The organism is Bosea sp. 124 (assembly GCF_003046175.1).
GTDB lineage: Bacteria > Pseudomonadota > Alphaproteobacteria > Rhizobiales > Beijerinckiaceae > Allobosea.
In genome coordinates this window covers 1,467,458-1,485,158 of the sequence record NZ_PZZM01000001.1, presented here as the reverse complement: position 1 = coordinate 1,485,158, position 17,701 = coordinate 1,467,458, and the positions used below count along the sequence as shown (strand labels likewise).

Genomic DNA, 17,701 nt, shown 5'->3' with positions numbered 1-17,701 from the left:
CGATGCGCGCCGCCACGAAGCTCGTGCTGCTGCTTGGCTGGCTCGGCTATGCCGTGCTGCCCTGGTACTTCGTCGAGGGCATGAGCCTGACGCGCCTGGACTGGGCCGTCGGCTATCCCTTCGGCAAGGCCGGCAGCGCGCTGGCGCTGGGCCTGTCCGGGCAGGCGCCCTGGCTTTTGTCCATCGGCGCGGCATTGCTGGCGGCGACGGCGTTTGTCGCCAGCCGCGATGCGGCGAAGACGGCGCGGGTGCTGATCTGGGCGGGGGCGGCCGGCCTCGCGCTGCTTTTCGCCCAGGGCTTCGCCATCGCGCTCGAGGGCCAAGGCATCCCCTGGCTCGCAGCGTTGCTCGGCGGCGGCGGCGCGGTCCAGCGCGGCATGGGCGGCGGTGCCTTTCTCGTCGTGGTTTCGCTGCTGCTCCTGCTCTGCCACGGCCTCGCCTATCGCGGAATCTGCCGGGGCGATGTGTTCACCACCTCCTCGATCGGCATCGTCATCCTGCTGATCGGGCTGTTCATCTTCTATCCCGTCTCGACGATCCTGAAGAGCGCATTGGTCGACCAGAGCGGCGCCTTCGCACCGTCCGCCTTCGTCGCCCGCTTCTTCGATTCCTCGATCTGGGGGCTGGGCTGCCTCAGCGCCAACGTCAATTGCGGCGTGGCCTGGAACACGCTGGTCCTCGCCGTGCTCTGCGGCGTCATCACGACGCTGCTCGGCCTCGCCTGCGCCTTGCTGATCCTGCGCACTGGCATGCCTGGCAAGCGCGTCATGCGGGCGCTGACGGTGCTGCCGATCATCACCCCGCCCTTCGTCATCGGCCTGGCGCTGATCCTGCTTTTCGGCCGCGCCGGCGTGATCTCGACCTTCCTCTACGAATGGTTCGACGTGCCGCGTTCGCGCTGGCTCTATGGCCTGCCCGGCGTGCTGCTGGCGCAGGTGCTGGCCTTCGCGCCGATCGCCTTCCTCGTGCTGATCGGCGTCGTACAGGGCATCAGCCCGAGCCTCGAGGAGGCCTCGCAGACGCTCGGCGCTAAGCGCTGGCAGACCTTCCGCACCGTGACCTGGCCGCTGCTCAAGCCCGGCATCGCCAATGCCTTCCTGCTCGGCTTTGTCGAGAGCATGGCCGATTTCGGCAATCCGCTGGTGCTCGGTGGCAATTTCGAGGTGCTCTCGACCAAGATCTTCTTCGCGGTGGTCGGCGCCGCCTACAATCAGGGCCAGGCGGCGGTGCTCGCCATCATCCTGCTCGCCTTCACGCTCGGCGCCTTCTGGGTGCAGCAGCGCTGGCTTGGCGGAAAATCCTACACGACCGTCACCGGCAAGGGCGATTCCGGCCTGCCGACGCCGCTGCCGCGCCGCATCACCTGGCTGGCTGCGGCGGCGATCGTGCCCTGGGTCGCGCTGACCTTCGTGATCTATCTCGTCATTCTGGTCGGCGGCTTCGTCAAATCGATGGGCCGCAATCACACCCCGACGCTGGAGCACTACGCGACGGGCTTCGCGATCGATTTCAGCAATGGCATCTATTTCCAGGGCTCGGCCTGGAATTCCTTCTTCACCACGATCAAGGTCGCGGCGATCTCTGCGCCGCTGACGGCGGTGATCGGCTTGCTTACTGCCTATCTGCTGACGCGGCAGAAATTCGCCGGGCGCGGCATGCTCGAATTCGCGACGATGCTCTCCTTCGCCATTCCCGGCACGGTGCTTGGCGTCGCCTATATCCTCGCCTTCAACGTCCCGCCGATCGAGATCACCGGCACGGGCCTGATCCTGATCATCGCCTTCGTCTTCCGCAACATGCCGGTCGGCGTGCGCTCGGGCATCGCCGGCCTGTCGCAGATCGACAAGAGCCTGGACGAGGCCTCGACCACGCTGCGGGCGCGCAGCTTCACGACGCTCTGGCGGGTGGTGCTGCCGCTGCTGCGGCCGGCGCTGGTTTCGGCGCTGGTCTACTCCTTCGTCCGCTCGATGACGGCGGTCAGCGCCGTGATCTTCTTGGTCTCGGCCGAATACAACCTCGCCACGGCCTATATCGTCGGGCGCGTCGAGGCGGGCGAGTTCGGCCTCGCCATCGCCTATTCCTCCGTCCTCATCGTCTTCATGGCGTTTGGCATCGGCCTGATCCAGCTCGGTGTCGGCGAGCGCAAGCTTGGCCGGCGCCAGGCCGGCCGGGGCAAAGCCGTGGCGCTCTCCAGTTCGGTGTCCGACCCCATCAGCCAGGGAGCAGCAAGTTGACGAAGGCCGGGCCCGCATCCGTCGAATTCCGTAACGTCTCCATGCGCTACGGCGCCGTCACGGCGGTCGACAATGTCAGCTTCACCGTCGAGGCGGGCAAGCTGGTGACGCTGCTCGGCCCCTCCGGCTGCGGCAAGACGACGACCTTGCGCATGATCGCCGGCCTCGAGATCGCCAGCGACGGACAGATCCTGATCGGCGGACAGGACGTGACGAAGCTCTCGGCCGCCGATCGCGACGTCAGCATGGTGTTCCAGTCCTATGCGCTGTTCCCGCATATGAGCGTGCTGGAGAATGCCGCCTATGGCCCGACGGTGAAGGGCCTGGGCAAGGAGAAGTCCCGCGAGATGGCGCTGGACAAGCTCGCGCTGGTCGGCCTGAAGGGCTTCGAGAACCGCTACCCGTCCGAGCTCTCCGGCGGCCAGCAACAGCGCGTCGCCGTGGCGCGTGCGCTCGTGCTGGAGCCGCAGGTCCTGCTCTTCGACGAGCCGCTCTCCAATCTGGACGCCAAGCTGCGCCGCCGGGTCCGCGAGGAAATCCGCGAACTGCAGCAGAACCTCAACCTGACCGTCGCCTATGTCACCCATGACCAGGAGGAGGCGCTCGCCGTCTCCGACAAGATCATCGTCATGTCGAATGCTAAGATCGCCCAGCAAGGCGCCCCGCGCGCGCTCTATGAGGAGCCCGCCAATGCCTTCGTCGCCGATTTCATCGGCGACGCCAACCTGATCGACGTCACCGTCAAGGCCGTGGCCGACGGCCGGGCCGAGGTCGCGGTCGGGCCCGCCACCGTCTCCCTGCCGGCGCGGGGGCTCGGCCCCGGCCCAGCCAAGGTCGCGATCCGCCCGGAAAGCCTGCTGCTGTCGGGCGAGACCGGCTCGCCTTCGCTGCCGGGGACGGTCGCCAAATGCGCCTATCTCGGCAATCACCTCGATATCATGGTCGAGACCCCGGTCGGCGAGCTTTTCGTCGTCCAGTACGGCCATCACGCCATGCTTGAGCCGGGCACGCCCGTGCGGCTGACCTTTGCCGGCTCGGGTGTGACGCTGATTCCGCCGGCCTGACCCGGCGACGTGCTGGATCTGCGTAAAAACCGACCGTCCTGCCGCAAAATCAGCATGTTTTGCGCGCATGAGTAATAAGTTGGCTAATGAAAAAGCGACGATTCGGCGTTAGCTTGGCCTGGTGAGACGGAGAGAGATGCAGCGGCGATGACGACGAGCGACAGCGCGACCACGATCCTGATTCACCTGGCCGGCGGCGTCGCGCTGCTGATCTGGTCGGTCAGGCTGGTGCGGACGGGGGCGATGCGCGCCTTCGGCTCCTCGCTGCGCCAGGCGCTGCAGACCTTCACCCAGAACCGCTTTGCCGCGTTCGGCAGCGGCGCCGCGGTGACGATGGTGCTGCAGAGCTCGACTGCGACGACGCTGCTGGTCTCCTCCTTCGCCGGTCGCAACCTGATCGCGCCGGCGATGGCGCTGGCCGTGCTGCTCGGCGCCAATTTCGGCACGGCTCTGGCGGCTTTCGTCATCTCGATGGATCTGGGCTGGCTCTGGGGCGTCTGCATGGCGCTCGGCGTCGCGCTCTATCTCGGCCACGAGGCGATGGACCGCGCCCGCAATATCGGCCGCGTCCTCGTCGGCATCGGCCTGATCCTGCTCTCCCTGATCGAACTCAACGCTGCGGCCGCCCCGCTCGCCCAGTCGCCGACCTTCCGGACCCTGCTTGGGGCGCTGGCGAGCGAACCCTTGCTGGCGGCGCTCGTCGCGATCGCCGCGACCTGGCTGACCCATTCCAGCATCGCGGTCATTCTGTTGATCGCGACCTTCGCCGCCTCCGGGCTGTTTCCGCCCGCGACCGCGCTGACGCTGGTGATCGGCGCCAATCTCGGCAATGCCCTGATCCCAGTGCTCGACCAGATCGGCGCGCCCGCCGCCCAGCGCCGCGCCGCCGTCGGCAATCTCGTGACGCGGGTCGTCCTCGCGCTTGTGGTGCTGCCCTTCGTCGGCCCGCTGTCGGGCTGGATGCTCGCGCTGCCCTCCGTCGATGCGCGCCTGGCGATCGAATTCCATGTCGCGCTGAACTTCGCCGGCGCGCTGCTCTTTCTGCCCTTCGTCACGCCCGTCTCGACGCTCGTCGCGCGGCTTATGCCCGGCAAGGAGTCGGCCGGGACTGAGGTCACGCCGCGTTATCTCGACCCCAACATCCTCGACAGCCCGACCGAGGCGCTCGCCTGCGCCATGCGCGAGGCGCTGCATCTCGGAGATCGCGTCGAGGGAATGCTGCGGGACACGATGACGCTGCTGGAGAAAGACGAGCTGAAGCTCTCGCGCGTCATCGCCGAGGCGGATGACGGCGTCGACACGATCCATGAATCGATCAAGCTCTATCTCGTCCGCGTTTCGCGCAACGAACTGAGCGACGAGGAAGGCCGCCGCCTGCTCGAGATCATCACGCTGATCACCAATCTCGAGCATATCGGCGACATCATCGACAAGAACCTGCGCGAACTCGCCGAGAAGAAGATCCGCAAGCGCTATGCCTTCTCGCCCGAGGGCCTGGCGGAGATCCGCGAGTTCCACCAGCGCGTCTCGTCGGGACTCGTCCTGGCGCTCAACGTTTTCGCGACGCGGGACCTAGCGCTGGCACGCCAGCTCTTCGCCGAGAAGGCAACGATGCGTGATGCCGAGCGGCGCGCCACCGAAAGCCATTTCCAGCGGCTGCGTAGCGGCCGGCCGGAATCGATCGAGACCAGCGCGATCCATCTCGACATCATCCGCGATCTCAAGCGCATCCACGGCCATATCGCCTCGATCGGCTATCCGATTCTCGAAAGCGCCAATGCCTTGCGCGAGAGTCGGCTGATGGAGACCAAGGAGGCGAGAGCGCGTCAGGAACGCGAAATGCTCCTGCCCACGCCGCAGACGGGCCACTGAGCCAAGCGCTGTGCCCTCAGACGGCGAGGGCGACCGGTAAGCTGCGGATCGCGGTCGCGAGTTCGGGCTCGTCGACGAGGTCTGCCGCATCCTCGAGCTTGAACCATTGGCTGCGGCGCTGGCCCTGCTCCGCCCAGGTCGAGAGCTGGCGTTCGACCTCCAGCAGATAGAGCGTCACCTCGCACAGGGTGAAATGGTCCGACATCCGCTTCCAGTAGGTGTAGCGGCCGGCCGGCTCGGATACGATCCGGCCGACGACGCCAGCTTCCTCGAAGGCTTCGCGCGCCGCTGCCTCTGGCGCCGTCAATCCCTTGATCGGCCAGCCTTTGGGCACGATCCAGCGCTGTGTCGTGCGCGACGTCACGAGCAGGATTTCCGTCAAGCCGTCCGCCAGGCGCCGGATCGGCATAGCCGCGATCTGTGCCCGAATCTCGCCGGGGGCGCGCTTCGTCTTCTTCATCAATGGGTGGTGCCCTTGCCTCCAGCGGCTGCCGCCTAGGCCGATTCGCTCGACCTTCCAGCGATTCAAATATTGCGCCGATACGACGATATGGAAAGAGCATTCCACACAACACGGTGTCGCAATTAAGGGCTGCTGCCGATGAAATGGCGAGCGCGGTGGACGGCCGCCGCGCCGCCTTCAGCCGGACAGGCTTTCCACGCCGCACCACTCGGCGACGAACAGCGCCATCGCCCCGGTGATCTTCTTCACCGAGGCCAGGCTGACGCGCTCGTCGAATGCATGGATGTTCTCACCCATCGGGCCGTAGCAGAGCGCCGGGATCTTGTCGTAGAGCGCATGCACGCGGGCATCGAGATAGGCCGCAGTCATGAAGGATTTGAGCGGGTTGCCGAGCGCCGCCTGATGCGCGCGGCCGAGCACGGCTTCCGCTTCGCTGCCCGGCTGCAGCACGTAGCCCTCGGCCCAGAAGCCGTTGAAGGTGACCTTGGGCGGGTTGTTGGCGAGGAAGGCATCGCTGCGCGACGCCGCCCGGATGCAATCCTCGATTCGGCGCGCGATCTCCTGCGCGGGCACGCCCGGATAAAGCCCCACGCGACAATCGACCTTGCACCAGCACGGCACGGAGGAGGCCCAGTCGCCCCCCTCGATCTTGCCGATATTGAGGTTGATGGGATGGGCCTGGTCCTCGAAATGCTCGCGGCCGGCCTTCTCGGCGTTGAACTCCTCTTCGAGCTTGCGCAACGCCGCGATCACCCGATAGGCGGCGTCGATCGCGTTCGCGCCGGCACCCATCTCGCGGACATGCACCGGCACGCCGCGCACCTCGAACCGGAACCAGATCACGCCGGCATTGGCCCGCGCCAGCATCTCGTATTCGGGCTCCGGGATCAGCGCGGCCCCGGCGCGGTAGCCGCGCAAATGGGTCATCAGCGCGCCATTGCCGGTCGACTCCTCTTCGACCACCGATTCCAGATAGAGCGTCGCGGCCGGCTGCAGGCCGATGCGCTTGAGGGCGTCGAGGCAATACACATTGGCGGCGGCGCCCGCTTTCATGTCGGCGCTGCCGCGGCCATACAGCCAGTCGCCCTTGATGACGGGGTCGAAGGGCGCATGCGTCCACTGATCGGCCGGGCCCGTCGGAACCACGTCGACATGCGCCTGCAGGATCAGAGAGCGGCCGGTCTCCGCGCGCGGATGATGGATGCCGACCACGATCGGCGCGTCGGAATGGAACTCGGAGAAGGGCGCGCCGCCAGGATGGGCCTTGATCGCGGCCTCGTCCATCTTGAAGCGGTCCATGGTGAAGCCGCGGTCCTTCAGCGCCCGGAAGACGAAGTCCTGGCAGGCATGCTCCTCGCCCCGCAGCGACGGGAAGCGGATCAGCTCCTGCGTGAAGGCGGTCTGCTCGGCGAACCCGGCCTCGACGGAGGCGAGGATCTTGTCGCGAAGGGCGGGGTCGAGGGGCATGGACTCAGTCTCCGGATGCGATGCCGTCATGCTCGGCCTTGTGCCGAGCATCCACGCCTTGCGACGCGGATGAAGGAAGACGTGGATGGCCGGGACAAGCCCGACCATGACGAACGGCTGGGAAAACCGCCATCAATGCCCGAACCGGCCGCCGCCCGGGACAGCCGCCAGCAAGGCTTGCGTATAGGCGTGCTGCGGGTTGGCGAAGAGCGCCGCCGTCGGTCCCGTCTCGACGATCCGGCCGCGCTGCATCACCGCGATGCGGTCGCAGATCTGGGCCGCGACGCGCAAATCATGCGTCACGAACAGGATGGCGAGGCCGAGCCTTTGCTGGATCTCCTTGATCAGCGTCAGGATCTGCGCCTGTACCGAGACGTCGAGCGCCGAGACCGCCTCGTCCGCGACCAGCACGTCGGGTTCGAGCGCAAGCGCCCGCGCGATGCCGATGCGCTGGCGCTGCCCGCCCGAAAACTCGTGCGGGTAACGGTCGATCGCATTGGCTGACAGGCCGACCAGTTCGAGCAGTTCGCGCGCCTTCGCCAGTGCGTCCTTGCGCGAGGTGCCATGCGCCACCGGCCCGTCCGAGATGATCCGGCCAACCGTCTGGCGCGGATTGAGCGAAGCGAACGGGTCCTGGAACACCATCTGGATACGCTTGCGCTGCTCGCGCAGCGCCGACGGCTTCAGGTCGCTGAGGACGAGGTCGCCGGCACTCTCGCTGCTCAGCGTGATCCGCCCGGTATCGGGCTCGATCAGCCGCAGGCAGCAGCGCCCGACCGTCGACTTGCCGGAGCCGGATTCGCCGACGAGGCCGAGCGTCTCCCCCCTGACCAGCGAGAACGAGATCTCGTCCGCCGCCCTGACCTCGCGCGTCGCACCGAAGAAGGCGCGCTTGCGATAGACCTTGCCGAGCTTCTCGACGCTGAGAACAGGCGCTGTCGCCGGCAGCGGCGGCCGCTTCGGCGGGATCAGCGAGGGTACGGCGGCGAGCAGCTTCTGCGTATAGGCGTGGCGGGGTGCGCCCAGCACTTGGTCGGCCGTGCCTTCCTCGACCAGGACGCCCTTTTCGAGCACGGCGATACGGTCCGCGATCTCGGCGACGACGCCCATGTCATGGGTGATGAACAGCACGGCGGTGCCGTGCTTGTGGCGGAGATTGTCGATGAGCTTGAGGATCTGCGCCTGCGTCGTCACGTCGAGCGCTGTCGTCGGCTCGTCGGCGATCAGCAGCTTCGGTTCGAGCGCGAGCGCCATCGCGATCATCACGCGCTGGCGCTGGCCGCCGGAGAGTTCATGCGGATAGGCGCGTGCCAGGCGCGGTGGATCGGGCAATCCGACCTCGGCCAGCAGATCGACGGCCCGCCTGTAGCGTTCCGAGCGGCCGAACAGCCCATGCGCCTCGAAGGTCTCGACGATCTGGTCTGCCACCCGCATGACCGGGTTGAGCGAGGTCATCGGCTCCTGGAAGATCATGCCGACCTCGCGGCCGCGCACATCCTGCATCGCCGCCTCGTAGAGCCCGAGCAGGTCGCGCCCGGCGAGCCGGATCGCCCCTCCGACCGGCTTCACCGCCTTCGGCAGCAGGCCCATCACGGCATGGGCGATCATCGACTTGCCCGAGCCGGATTCGCCGACGACGCAGAGTGTTTCGCCGGGCGCGATGGCGAGCGTGATGTTTTCCACTGCATGGGCCCGGTCCGCGAGCGCGGGCAGGGCGAGCGTCAGCGTCTCGATCGAGAGGACGGGCGAGGCCGGAGGCGCGACTTGAGGCGAGATTTGGCTCATTCGCGGCCCCTCGCCAGGCGCGGATTGAGCGCGTCGTTCAGGCCTTCGCCCGCGAGGTTGAGGGCAAGCACGGTCAGGAAGATCGCCAGCCCCGGGAAGAAGCTGATCCACCAGGCGTCGAGCAGGCGCGTACGCCCGGCGCCCACCATATAGCCCCAGCTCATCAGGTTCGGGTCGCCAAGCCCGAGGAAGGACAGCGAGGATTCGAGCAGGATCGCCGAGCCGATCATCAGCGAGCCCATCACGATGATCGGCGCGATCGTGTTGGGCAGCACCTGGCTGAAGATGATGCGCGGCGTCGATTGCCCGATGGTGATCGCTGCCTGGACATATTCGCGCGTCTTCAGCGAGAGCACCTCGCCGCGCACCAGCCGCGCCACGGGCGGCCACGACACCACGCCGATGGCGAGCACGATCGAGCCCAGCGCCGGCTGCAGGATCGCGACCATCACGATCGCCAGCGCGAAGGAAGGAATCGTCTGGAAGAATTCGGTGAAGCGCATCAGCGCGTCATCGACGAAGCCGCCCGCATAGCCGGCCGCGGCACCGAGCGGCACACCGATCAAGAGCGCTACCAGCGTGGAGACCACCCCGATCATCAGCGAGACCCGCGCGCCATGGACGAGGCCGGCCGCCAGATTGCGGCCAAGCGTATCGGTGCCGAGCGGGAAGCGCTCCATGGTGAAGGGCGCCAGGAAGGGCCGCGCCACCGGCCGCCACGGCGATTGCGGATAGAGCGTCGGCGCCAGCAGCGCGAAGGCCACGACCGCCAGCAGGATGACGAGGCCGAGCACGGCGCCGCGATTGCGGCAGAAGCGCTTGAGGAAGTTCATGCCGGGAAACTCACGACGTCGCCTCGATGCGCGGATCGGCGATCCGATAGACCAGATCGGTGATGATGTTGAAGCCGACGACCATGGCCGAGGACATGAAGAACACGCCGAGCAGCACCGAATAATCGCGCTGCACCAACGCATCGAACATCAGCCGGCCGATGCCGGGCCAGGCGAAGACCGTCTCGGTCAGTACCGCGCCGCCGACGAGCTGGCCGGCTTGCAAACCGGCCAACGTCACCACGGGCAGGATCGCGTTCCGCGCCACATGCCGCCGCGAGACGATTCCCGGAGACAGACCCTTGGCACGCGCCGTCTTGACGAAATCGGCGCCTGCGACCTCGAGCATCGAGGCGCGCATCATCCGGGCGTACAGGGCTGTGAAGAACAGGCCCAGCGTCATCGCCGGCAGGATCAGGTGGTGGCCGATGTCGAGCGCCCGGGCCAGCCCGGTGTAGTTCGCCCCGATGGTCTCGTAGCCGACATTCGGAACGAGCCCGAATTTCAGCGAGAACACGATCTGGCTCATCAGCGCGATCCAGAACAGCGGCGTCGCGTAGAAGACCAGTGACAGCGTGGTGATCAGGCTGTCGGACCAGCGCCCGGCGCGGCGCGCCGCGAGCGCGCCCATGATCACGCCGAGCCCGAGCGAGATGACGAAGGCGGCCCCGGTCAGCAGCAGAGTCGCCGGCAGCCGGTCGAGCACCAGCGTCAGCACCGGCTGCTGTTGCCGGTAGCTGAAACCGAGATCGAAGGTCATGTAGCCCTTGATGTAGATCCAGAGCTGCGTCGTGAGCGGCTGGTCGAGCCCGAAACGCGCCCGCAGCTGTTCAAGCAGCTGCGCATCCGCCGCCCCGGCCTCGCCGGCGAGCACCTGCGCCGGATCGCCCGGCGCAGCACGGATCAGGAAGAAGTTCAGCACGGCGATGGCGAAGAGCACGAGAATGCCCTTCACCAGCCGGCCGGAGAGGAAATGCAGGAGGTTCATTCGGTGCAGCCCGTCATTCCCGGTTAGAGCGAAGCGGAGAGCCGGGAATCTCCTGGGAGAGATGCTCGGGTCTGCGCTTCGCTTCGCCCGAGCATGACGTGTTCTCGCTGATCAGTCCTTCCACGCATCCCTGAACCCGTCATTCACGCCGATCGCGGTCGTGACGAGGTTCTTGACGTTGCAGCGATAGATCGTCGGGAAATCCATCTCGAGCTGCCAGAGCACCGGCACCTCTTCCGCCATGATCTTCTGCACCTTGGTGTAGAGCTCCTGCCGGGCCTCGTTGGTCGGCGCGATCGCGGCATCGGCGAAGAGCTTGTCGACCTCGGGGTTGATATAGGCGCCCTGGTTGCCGAACGGGTTGCCCTTGATGATGTTGGTCGAGACGTAGTTGCGCGCCACGCCCGTCGCCGGGTCGCCGAGCTGGTAGAGATAGTTGAAGGTCATGTCGAAGTCGCCGTTGCTGGCCTTCTGCGTCCAGCCCGGCACATCGGTGGTCTCGATCGAGACGTTGATGCCGGCATCGGTCAGGTTCTGCTTGATGGCCTCGGCCCAGCGGCTCCAGACTTCGCCATAAGGCAGCGCCAGAAGCTTGATCGGCTCGCCCTTGTAGCCCGAGGCCTTGACCAGTTCTTTCGCCTTGGCGACGTCGTAGCCGTATTTCGGCACGTCGGCGGAGTAAAACTTCGTCTTGGACGAGATCGGCCCGGTCGGCAGCTTGCCGAGGCCGCCCCAGACCACGTCCTTCCCGAATTCGCGGTCGATCGCATACATCATGCCCTGGCGGAACTGCTTGTTGGCGAGCGGCCCGCCGCGGGCGATGTTCGGCGTCAGCCAGGCATGCGGAGCGAACATCTCCCAGCCCTTGGTGGTGACGCAGGTGTTGGGCAGCTTCGAGAGCCGGGCGACGTCGTAGACATCGACCGAGCCGCCGGTCAGCACGTCGATCTTGCCGGTTTCGTAGGCGACGGCGCGGGCAGCGGCGTCGGGAATGATCTGCCAGTAGACCTCGTCGAGATGGGGCTTGCCCTTCTGCCAGTAGCTCTCGTTCTTCACGAGGTGGATGTAGGAACCCTTCTTCCACTCCTTGAGCTTGAACGGGCCGGTGCCGATCGGGGTGTTGTTGGCCGGATTGGCGCGGTAGTCGGTGCCGTCATAGATGTGCTTCGGGATCATCGGCGCGCCGGCGGCTTCCATCGCCAGCAGCAGCGGACCGAAGGGCTGCTTCAGCGTGATCTTCACGGTCAGGTCGTCGACCTTCTCGATCTTCTCGATCTGGCCGTTGGCGACCGGGCGCCAGCGCGGGTGAACCTCGCGCAGGAACTTGTCGAGCGAGAACACCACGTCGTCGGCGCTGAACGGCTTGCCGTCATGCCAGGTCACGCCTTCCTGGAGCTTGAACGTATAGACTTTGGAATCCGCCGAGATCTCCCAGCTCTTGGCGAGCGAGGGGATCGGCGTCAGCTTCTCGTCATAGCGCAGCAGCGACTCGTAGATGTTGCCCGCGACCATGTTGGTCGGGCCGTTCTGGTTGAGGCCCTGCATCAGCATCGGTGGCTCGGGCTGGACGACGACATGCACCGTGCCGCCGGACTTCGGCGTCTGCGCCAGCGCGGTCAGCGGTGCCAAGGCGAGCGCCGTCGTCAGGGCCAAGGTCGCCTTGAGGGCAAGCTGTCGGCGGATCGCTGAAGTCATCGTGGTTCTCCCGTTAACCTGGAACAGTCGCATCATCGGCGGGCCCCCTCAGGCACCGTCCGGCTCGAATAGATCACAGCCCGGCGCCGCCGCACAGCCATTGCTGTCCTGCGAAGCGCGCCATTCTGTCCGGCAAAATCCGGGCCATTCGGCCTCTGGTCGTCTCCCGCCTCGGCCGAGGCGGGAGAGCTATGCCAGGGCGACGATAGGAAGGAAGGCCGCGCGCGGTCCAATAGGCTGTATCTATGCCTCGGATAGGCTGTGGGCAGCGGGTGAGGTGCGGCGCCGGTTACAGCTTCTTGCCGTCCTTGTCGTACTGCTTGAGGAAGGCGGTCAGGTCCTTGATTTCCTGCTCGTTCTTGATTCCCGGAAAGATCATCTTGGTGCCTGGAATCTTCGCCTTGGGATCCTTGATGTACTCGGCGAAGACGGCCTCATCCCAGGTGATGCCCGAGTTCTTGTTGGCCGCGGAATAGCTGTAGCCCTCCACCGCTCCGGAATGGCGCCCGATCAGCCCGTTCAACTGGGGGCCGACGAGGTTCTTCGCCGTCTCGCCGATCTGGTGGCAGGCGCGGCACTTGTTCCAGGAGCGCTCGCCCGCGGCGATGTCCTGTGCGAAGGCGGGCAGCGGGGTGGCGAGGGCCGGGGCGGCGAGGGCAACGAAAAGCGCGATGCGGGCGATGGCGTGCATGGGATATCCTTGCTGCGGCATTGGTCCAGTTCGGGGACCGGACCCGGTGGCATGGCATCAGGTCCTTGAACTGGAATAATGCAACGCAGCGCGGCGCCTATGAGCCAATTCGACGCGGGCGGCCTCGCCCGCACGATCAGCCGAGACGGCCGATCCAGTCGGCGACGGTGGCGGTGAAGGCGTCCGGTCGCGAGACCGGGAAGAGATGGCCGCCGGTGTCGAGCATGGTCTTGCTGCAACCGGGAAGGGCGGCCGCGAGCTCCTCCTGCAGGAAAGCCGGAACCACCATGTCGTCGCGCGCGCCGAGCACGAGGATCGGCATGGCGAGCGCTGCGGCCTCGGCGGAGCCGTCGAAGGACAGCAGCGCGTCGATGCGCTCGCGCATCGCGGCCTGCGCCTGCGCGGTGGCCGGCGCCGCGGCCAGCGCCGCCTCGAAGACATGCCAGTTCGCCTCGATCCAGGCCGGCGGATAGGCGCAGAGCACCGAACTGGCGGCATAGGCTTCGGGATTGCTTTCGAGGATGGCACGGCGCGCCCCGAAATATCCGGCCATGTAGCGGCTCGGTTTCAGCCAGCCCCCGCTCAGGATCAGCCCGTCGATGCGCTCTGGAGCCTGTCGCGCCAGCGCCTGGGCGATGCAGCCTCCGGTCGAATGACCCAGCACCATCGCGCGTTCGACCCCGGCCTGATCGAGCAGGGCAAGGCAGTCCCGTGCCAGCTCGTCGATGCTGCAGGCGGCCTTGCCGCGCGTGCTCGCCGCGATGCCGCGCTGGTCGAAGCGGATGACGCGAAAGGAGCGGGCCAGCGTCGCCGAGATGCTGGTCCAGAACGCGGCCGTGCCGCCGAGACCGCTGACCAGCAGCAGAACCCGCCCCTGGCCTTCGGCGAAGGCTTGCAGGGTCGCGCCGTCAGCGGTCGGAACCGTGAAGTCGATGGGACCGGGAAGGTCGCTTTCGTCCTGGGTCATGAAATCCCTCCCTGTACGGCGCATGCGGCGCTCTTTGTCGGTCCCGTCGGGCATGCCGGCTGGAATGGCGAAGGATGACGCAGGCGGCGCGTCGCCGCCATGCCCGCAATGGCGGGGGCGAGACGCAAGCGGCGCAGGGCGATGACGTCCGCCAGGAGAAGCGCGGCCAATGGCGGCCGGTCGGCGATCCGACGCTGTTTCCGCTGTGACAGATCGCGTGCCCCCTTCATGCGGGCATGAATTGACCCTACGGTACGAGCCACCGGGATGTGCGCCGAAGCGGAGGCCACGGAAAAGATGGGGCAGCGGAGGCATGAATGAGTTGCGATGAGAGCTGGGCCATCGACCGGCGCCGCCTGCTCGGGGCGGCGTCGCTGTTCGGCGTGGCTGGCCTGCCCGCCGCGGCCTTCGCACAGGCCTCGGCGGGTGCACAGGCCCCGGCGGCTGGGCAGATTCCGGCGGGTCTGGTGACGGATGTGCGCGGCGACGCAGTCGCGGAGCTCAGGGAGGCGCGGCGCATGCTTGCCGCCGAGGGCCCGGTCTTCGTCGGGGACCGGGTCGAGACCGGCGACGGCGCCCGGGCCGGTTTCCGGCTCGGCCGCGCGACCGAGCTTCGCCTCGGCGAAAAGGCACGGATCACGATCGATCGTTTCATCGTCGATGCCGGCGGCACCATCACGCTCGGTGCCGGCGCGCTACTGGTCGATAAGGCGCCCGGCAGCGAGGCCGGCCGGATTCGCGTTCGCTCCTCATATGGTCTGATCGCGGTGCGGGGCACGCGTTTCTTCGCCGGGCCGAGCAATGGCGTCTTCGGCGTGCTGGTCTTGCGCGGCGAGGTCGCCGTGCGTGCCGCCGGCCGCGAGGTCGTGCTCGCGGCGGGCGAGGGCACCGATATCGCACGGCGGGGCGCCATGCCGACGCCGGCCCGCGCCTGGGGCGAGGCGCGCATTCGCGCGGCGCTGGCGCAGGTCGAGTGACGAAGCGCTCCTGATGCAAGCCGGAGGGGCCTCGATGGACCATGCCGCCATCGCCGCGATGCTGGGCGAGGCCGCGTTCTTCGCGCGGCTCGCGCCCGAGGCTCTGTCGGCCTGTGCCGGGGAATTCCGCGAGCAGCGCTTCGAGCAGGGCCAGATGCTGTTCTCTCGCGGGGACCGCGGCGACCAGCTCATTCTCGTCGGGGAGGGCCGCGTCAGGCTGGCGGTGACGACGGAGGATGGCCGCGAACTGAGCGTCCGCCATGCCGTCCGGGGCGAGCTCCTTGGCGAGATCGCGGTGCTCGATGGCGGCGAACGCAGCGCCGATGCTGTCGCACTGACGGCTGTCGTTGCCTATGGGCTGAGACGGGCACAGCTCGATCAGCTTGCCGGCCGCTATCCCGAGATGTCCGCAGGCATCATCGCCTTCCTCTGCCGGCGCTTGCGCCAGACCACCGACCAGCTCGAAGGCATCGCGCTCTATTCGATAGAGGTCAGGCTGGCGCGCTTCCTGCTCGTCGGGCTGGGTGGGCGCCGGCCGTCGCCCGGCAAACGCCTGCCGCTCGACATGGCGTTCTCCCAGGGCGAGCTGGCGCAACTGCTTGGCGCCAGCCGCCCCAAGGTCAATGCGGCGCTCGGCGCGCTCGAACAGGCCGGCGCTATCCGCCGCACCTCCGACCGCATCTTCTGCGATCCCGATGCCTTGGCGAAATGCGCCGGAATCGGCGATGTCTGAACGATGGCGGTGGCTGTCGCGGCCCGTGCTTGCCGGCCTGCTCGCCGGTTTCTGCGTGTTGGTGCTGTCGCTCGCCGCGCCGGCGGCCTGGCGCGAGACACTGCGCGAACGCGTCTTCGACGCAATGCTGCGCGGTGTCGCCGGCTGGCGCGGAGCCGCGCCCGACACCAGGCTCGCCATCGTCGCCATCGACACCGCCAGCCTCGAAGCCATCGGCCCCTGGCCGTGGCCGCGCGAGACGCTCGCCCGCCTGATTGCCACGGTGAATGCCGCCAAACCGGCGGCCGTCGCGCTCGACATGCTGCTGGCGGGGGAGGATACGCGCTCCCCGGCCGCACTCGCCCGCCAGCTCGCCGCACAGACGGGTCGCGCCGAGTTCCGTGTGTTGGCGCAGACGCTCGTCGATGGCGACAAGGCGTTGGCCGAGGCCGTCGCTGCGGGCTCCGTCGCGCTCGGCTGGGTCCTCGATCCGCGTGGGCGCGACGAGGTCGCCGAGATTCCGGTCCTGATGCGTGAAGGCGTGCGGTTCGGCTCCCTCTGGCGCGAGAACGGCGCGACCGGACCGCCGGCCGTGCTGGCCTCCGAGGCTGCAGGCGCCGGCACCTTGTCCCTTCCGGGCGACGAGGACGGCATGGTCCGCCGCGTCCCGCTCTTCGTCGCGGTCGGCGACGGCATCCGCCCCGGCCTGGCGCTCGAGGCGCTGCGCCTCGCCGTCGGCGCCTCGGGCTACCTGCTCTCGGCCGATCCGGCCCGTTTCAGTCTCGGACCGCTGTCGCGCCCGTTGCCATCGGACGGTCTGCTGCGTCTGGTGCCCGGCACGGCAGCCGTCTCGACGCTGCGCGCCTCCGATATCTTGAATGGCGGCGCCGATCTCGCGCCGCTTGCCGGAGCGATCGTCTTTATCGGCGGTTTCGCGCCCGAACTCGGCGCGTTGCGGGCGAGCGCGCGCGATCCGCTTACCGCGTCGTCGCTGCTTCAGGCCGATGCCGTCCGCCAGATTGCGGCCGGTGTGATGCCGGGCCGGCCCGTCCAGGGCTGGGCCTGGGAGATCGCGGCTGCGCTCCTGGTGGTCCTGACCGCAACCGCGGTCGGACGCCATCTGCGGCCGGCATCGGCCGCACCCGTGCTAGCGACGCTTCTGCTCTGCCTCATCCTCGGCGCCCTCGGGCTCGCCGCGGCGGACCTGCTGCTCGATCCGCTGACGCCGGCGGCCTCGGGCGCGGCCGCCTTCCTCGCGACCTCGCTGGCGGGCTTCTCGGAAACACGTCTGCGCGAGGCGCGTCTGCGCCGTCGCTTCGAGCAGCACCTTGCGCCGGGGGTGGTCGAGCGCATCATCGCCAACCCTGCCAGCCTCAGGCTCTCCGGCGAGAGACGCGAGATCACCGCCCTGTTCACCGACATCGAGGGTTTCACCCAGATGACGCGCGACATTGGTCCCGAGCAACTGGTCAGCGTGCTGGACGGCTATTTCGAGGGCGTGACGCGCATCGTCGGCGAGCATGGCGGCATGGTCGACAAGCTCGTTGGCGACGCGGTGCACGCCTTCTTCAACGCGCCGCTCGACCTCGCTGACCACCCGCAGCGTGCCGTCGCCTGCGCAGTCGCGATCCTGGCCTGGACGGAAGATTATCGTGCCCGTGGCCTCGCCGCGACGGTCAGGCTCGGTCGCACCCGCCAGGGCATCGAGGCCGGCATTGCCATCGTCGGCGATGTCGGTGTCGGCGCGAAGCTCGACTACACCGCCCATGGCGATGCGGTGAATATGGCGGCGAGGCTCGAAGCGCTCAACAAGGAGCTCGACTCCTCGATCTGCATCGGGCCGGTGGCGGCGGAGCGGTGTGGGCCGCAGCGCGTTCGCCCACTCGCTCGCGTCGAACTGCGTGGCCTGGGCGAGGTCGAGGTTTTCACCGCGCTGGAGGCCGCGTGATGCGG

Annotated in this window: 15 protein-coding genes; 7 read left to right on the top strand and 8 right to left on the bottom strand. The window is 67.7% G+C overall.

The genetic code is table 11. The features are described from left to right. Positions 1–2 precede the first annotated feature (2 nt). The 3 genes from C8D03_RS06980 to C8D03_RS06970 all read left to right on the top strand — a co-directional run bounded on the left by C8D03_RS06980 (position 3) and on the right by C8D03_RS06970 (position 5,170). Positions 3–2,234, top strand: a complete 2,232-nt coding sequence (locus C8D03_RS06980) for an ABC transporter permease (protein ID WP_108045618.1) — start codon at positions 3–5, stop codon at positions 2,232–2,234. Further along, positions 2,231–3,298, top strand: a complete 1,068-nt coding sequence (locus tag C8D03_RS06975) for an ABC transporter ATP-binding protein (protein ID WP_348981693.1) — start codon at positions 2,231–2,233, stop codon at positions 3,296–3,298. The genes C8D03_RS06980 and C8D03_RS06975 overlap by 4 nt, the downstream gene beginning before the upstream one ends. A gap of 147 nt (positions 3,299–3,445) precedes the next feature. Further along, positions 3,446–5,170, top strand: coding sequence for a Na/Pi cotransporter family protein (locus tag C8D03_RS06970; protein ID WP_108045617.1), 1,725 nt, complete (start codon positions 3,446–3,448; stop codon positions 5,168–5,170). Between the two features lie 16 nt (positions 5,171–5,186). Here C8D03_RS06970 and C8D03_RS06965 read toward each other — a convergent pair whose 3' ends face one another. From C8D03_RS06965 to C8D03_RS06930, 8 genes are all read right to left on the bottom strand, one after another. After that, the gene (locus C8D03_RS06965; RefSeq protein WP_108045616.1) at positions 5,187–5,630 is read right to left on the bottom strand and encodes an NUDIX hydrolase; all 444 of its coding nucleotides are present in this window, start codon (positions 5,628–5,630) and stop codon (positions 5,187–5,189) included. Between the two features lie 180 nt (positions 5,631–5,810). Continuing rightward, the gene (locus C8D03_RS06960) at positions 5,811–7,100 is read right to left on the bottom strand and encodes an ArgE/DapE family deacylase (protein ID WP_108051301.1); all 1,290 of its coding nucleotides are present in this window, start codon (positions 7,098–7,100) and stop codon (positions 5,811–5,813) included. 132 nt (positions 7,101–7,232) lie between these two features. Beyond that, positions 7,233–8,885 carry an ABC transporter ATP-binding protein gene (locus C8D03_RS06955; protein ID WP_108045615.1) on the bottom strand — a complete coding sequence of 551 codons (1,653 nt, stop codon included), beginning with the start codon at positions 8,883–8,885 and terminating at the stop codon, positions 7,233–7,235. After that, positions 8,882–9,718 carry an ABC transporter permease gene (locus C8D03_RS06950; protein WP_108045614.1) on the bottom strand — a complete coding sequence of 279 codons (837 nt, stop codon included), beginning with the start codon at positions 9,716–9,718 and terminating at the stop codon, positions 8,882–8,884. The genes C8D03_RS06955 and C8D03_RS06950 overlap by 4 nt, the downstream gene beginning before the upstream one ends. A gap of 10 nt (positions 9,719–9,728) precedes the next feature. Then, entirely contained in the window at positions 9,729–10,706 is a 978-nt protein-coding gene (locus C8D03_RS06945; RefSeq protein WP_108045613.1) for an ABC transporter permease, read from the bottom strand. 111 nt (positions 10,707–10,817) lie between these two features. Next, positions 10,818–12,401: an ABC transporter substrate-binding protein gene (locus C8D03_RS06940; RefSeq protein ID WP_108045612.1), complete on the bottom strand. Its 1,584-nt coding sequence runs from the start codon at positions 12,399–12,401 to the stop codon at positions 10,818–10,820. A 289-nt stretch (positions 12,402–12,690) separates the two neighbouring features. Further along, positions 12,691–13,092, bottom strand: a complete 402-nt coding sequence (locus C8D03_RS06935) for a c-type cytochrome (RefSeq protein WP_108051299.1) — start codon at positions 13,090–13,092, stop codon at positions 12,691–12,693. 136 nt (positions 13,093–13,228) lie between these two features. Further along, a complete protein-coding gene (locus C8D03_RS06930) occupies positions 13,229–14,059 on the bottom strand; it encodes an alpha/beta fold hydrolase (protein ID WP_108045611.1) in 831 nt (276 codons plus the stop codon). Between the two features lie 74 nt (positions 14,060–14,133). Between C8D03_RS06930 and C8D03_RS26945 the strand changes: the two genes are divergently transcribed. From C8D03_RS26945 to C8D03_RS06915, 4 genes are all read left to right on the top strand, one after another. Beyond that, positions 14,134–14,268, top strand: a complete 135-nt coding sequence (locus tag C8D03_RS26945; protein ID WP_282568580.1) for a hypothetical protein — start codon at positions 14,134–14,136, stop codon at positions 14,266–14,268. Between the two features lie 108 nt (positions 14,269–14,376). Then, entirely contained in the window at positions 14,377–15,036 is a 660-nt protein-coding gene (locus C8D03_RS06925) for a FecR family protein (protein ID WP_108045610.1), read from the top strand. A gap of 34 nt (positions 15,037–15,070) precedes the next feature. Continuing rightward, positions 15,071–15,769 carry a Crp/Fnr family transcriptional regulator gene (locus C8D03_RS06920; RefSeq protein WP_181300742.1) on the top strand — a complete coding sequence of 233 codons (699 nt, stop codon included), beginning with the start codon at positions 15,071–15,073 and terminating at the stop codon, positions 15,767–15,769. Next, the gene (locus C8D03_RS06915; protein ID WP_181300740.1) at positions 15,762–17,696 is read left to right on the top strand and encodes a CHASE2 domain-containing protein; all 1,935 of its coding nucleotides are present in this window, start codon (positions 15,762–15,764) and stop codon (positions 17,694–17,696) included. The genes C8D03_RS06920 and C8D03_RS06915 overlap by 8 nt, the downstream gene beginning before the upstream one ends. Positions 17,697–17,701: the final 5 nt, after the last annotated feature.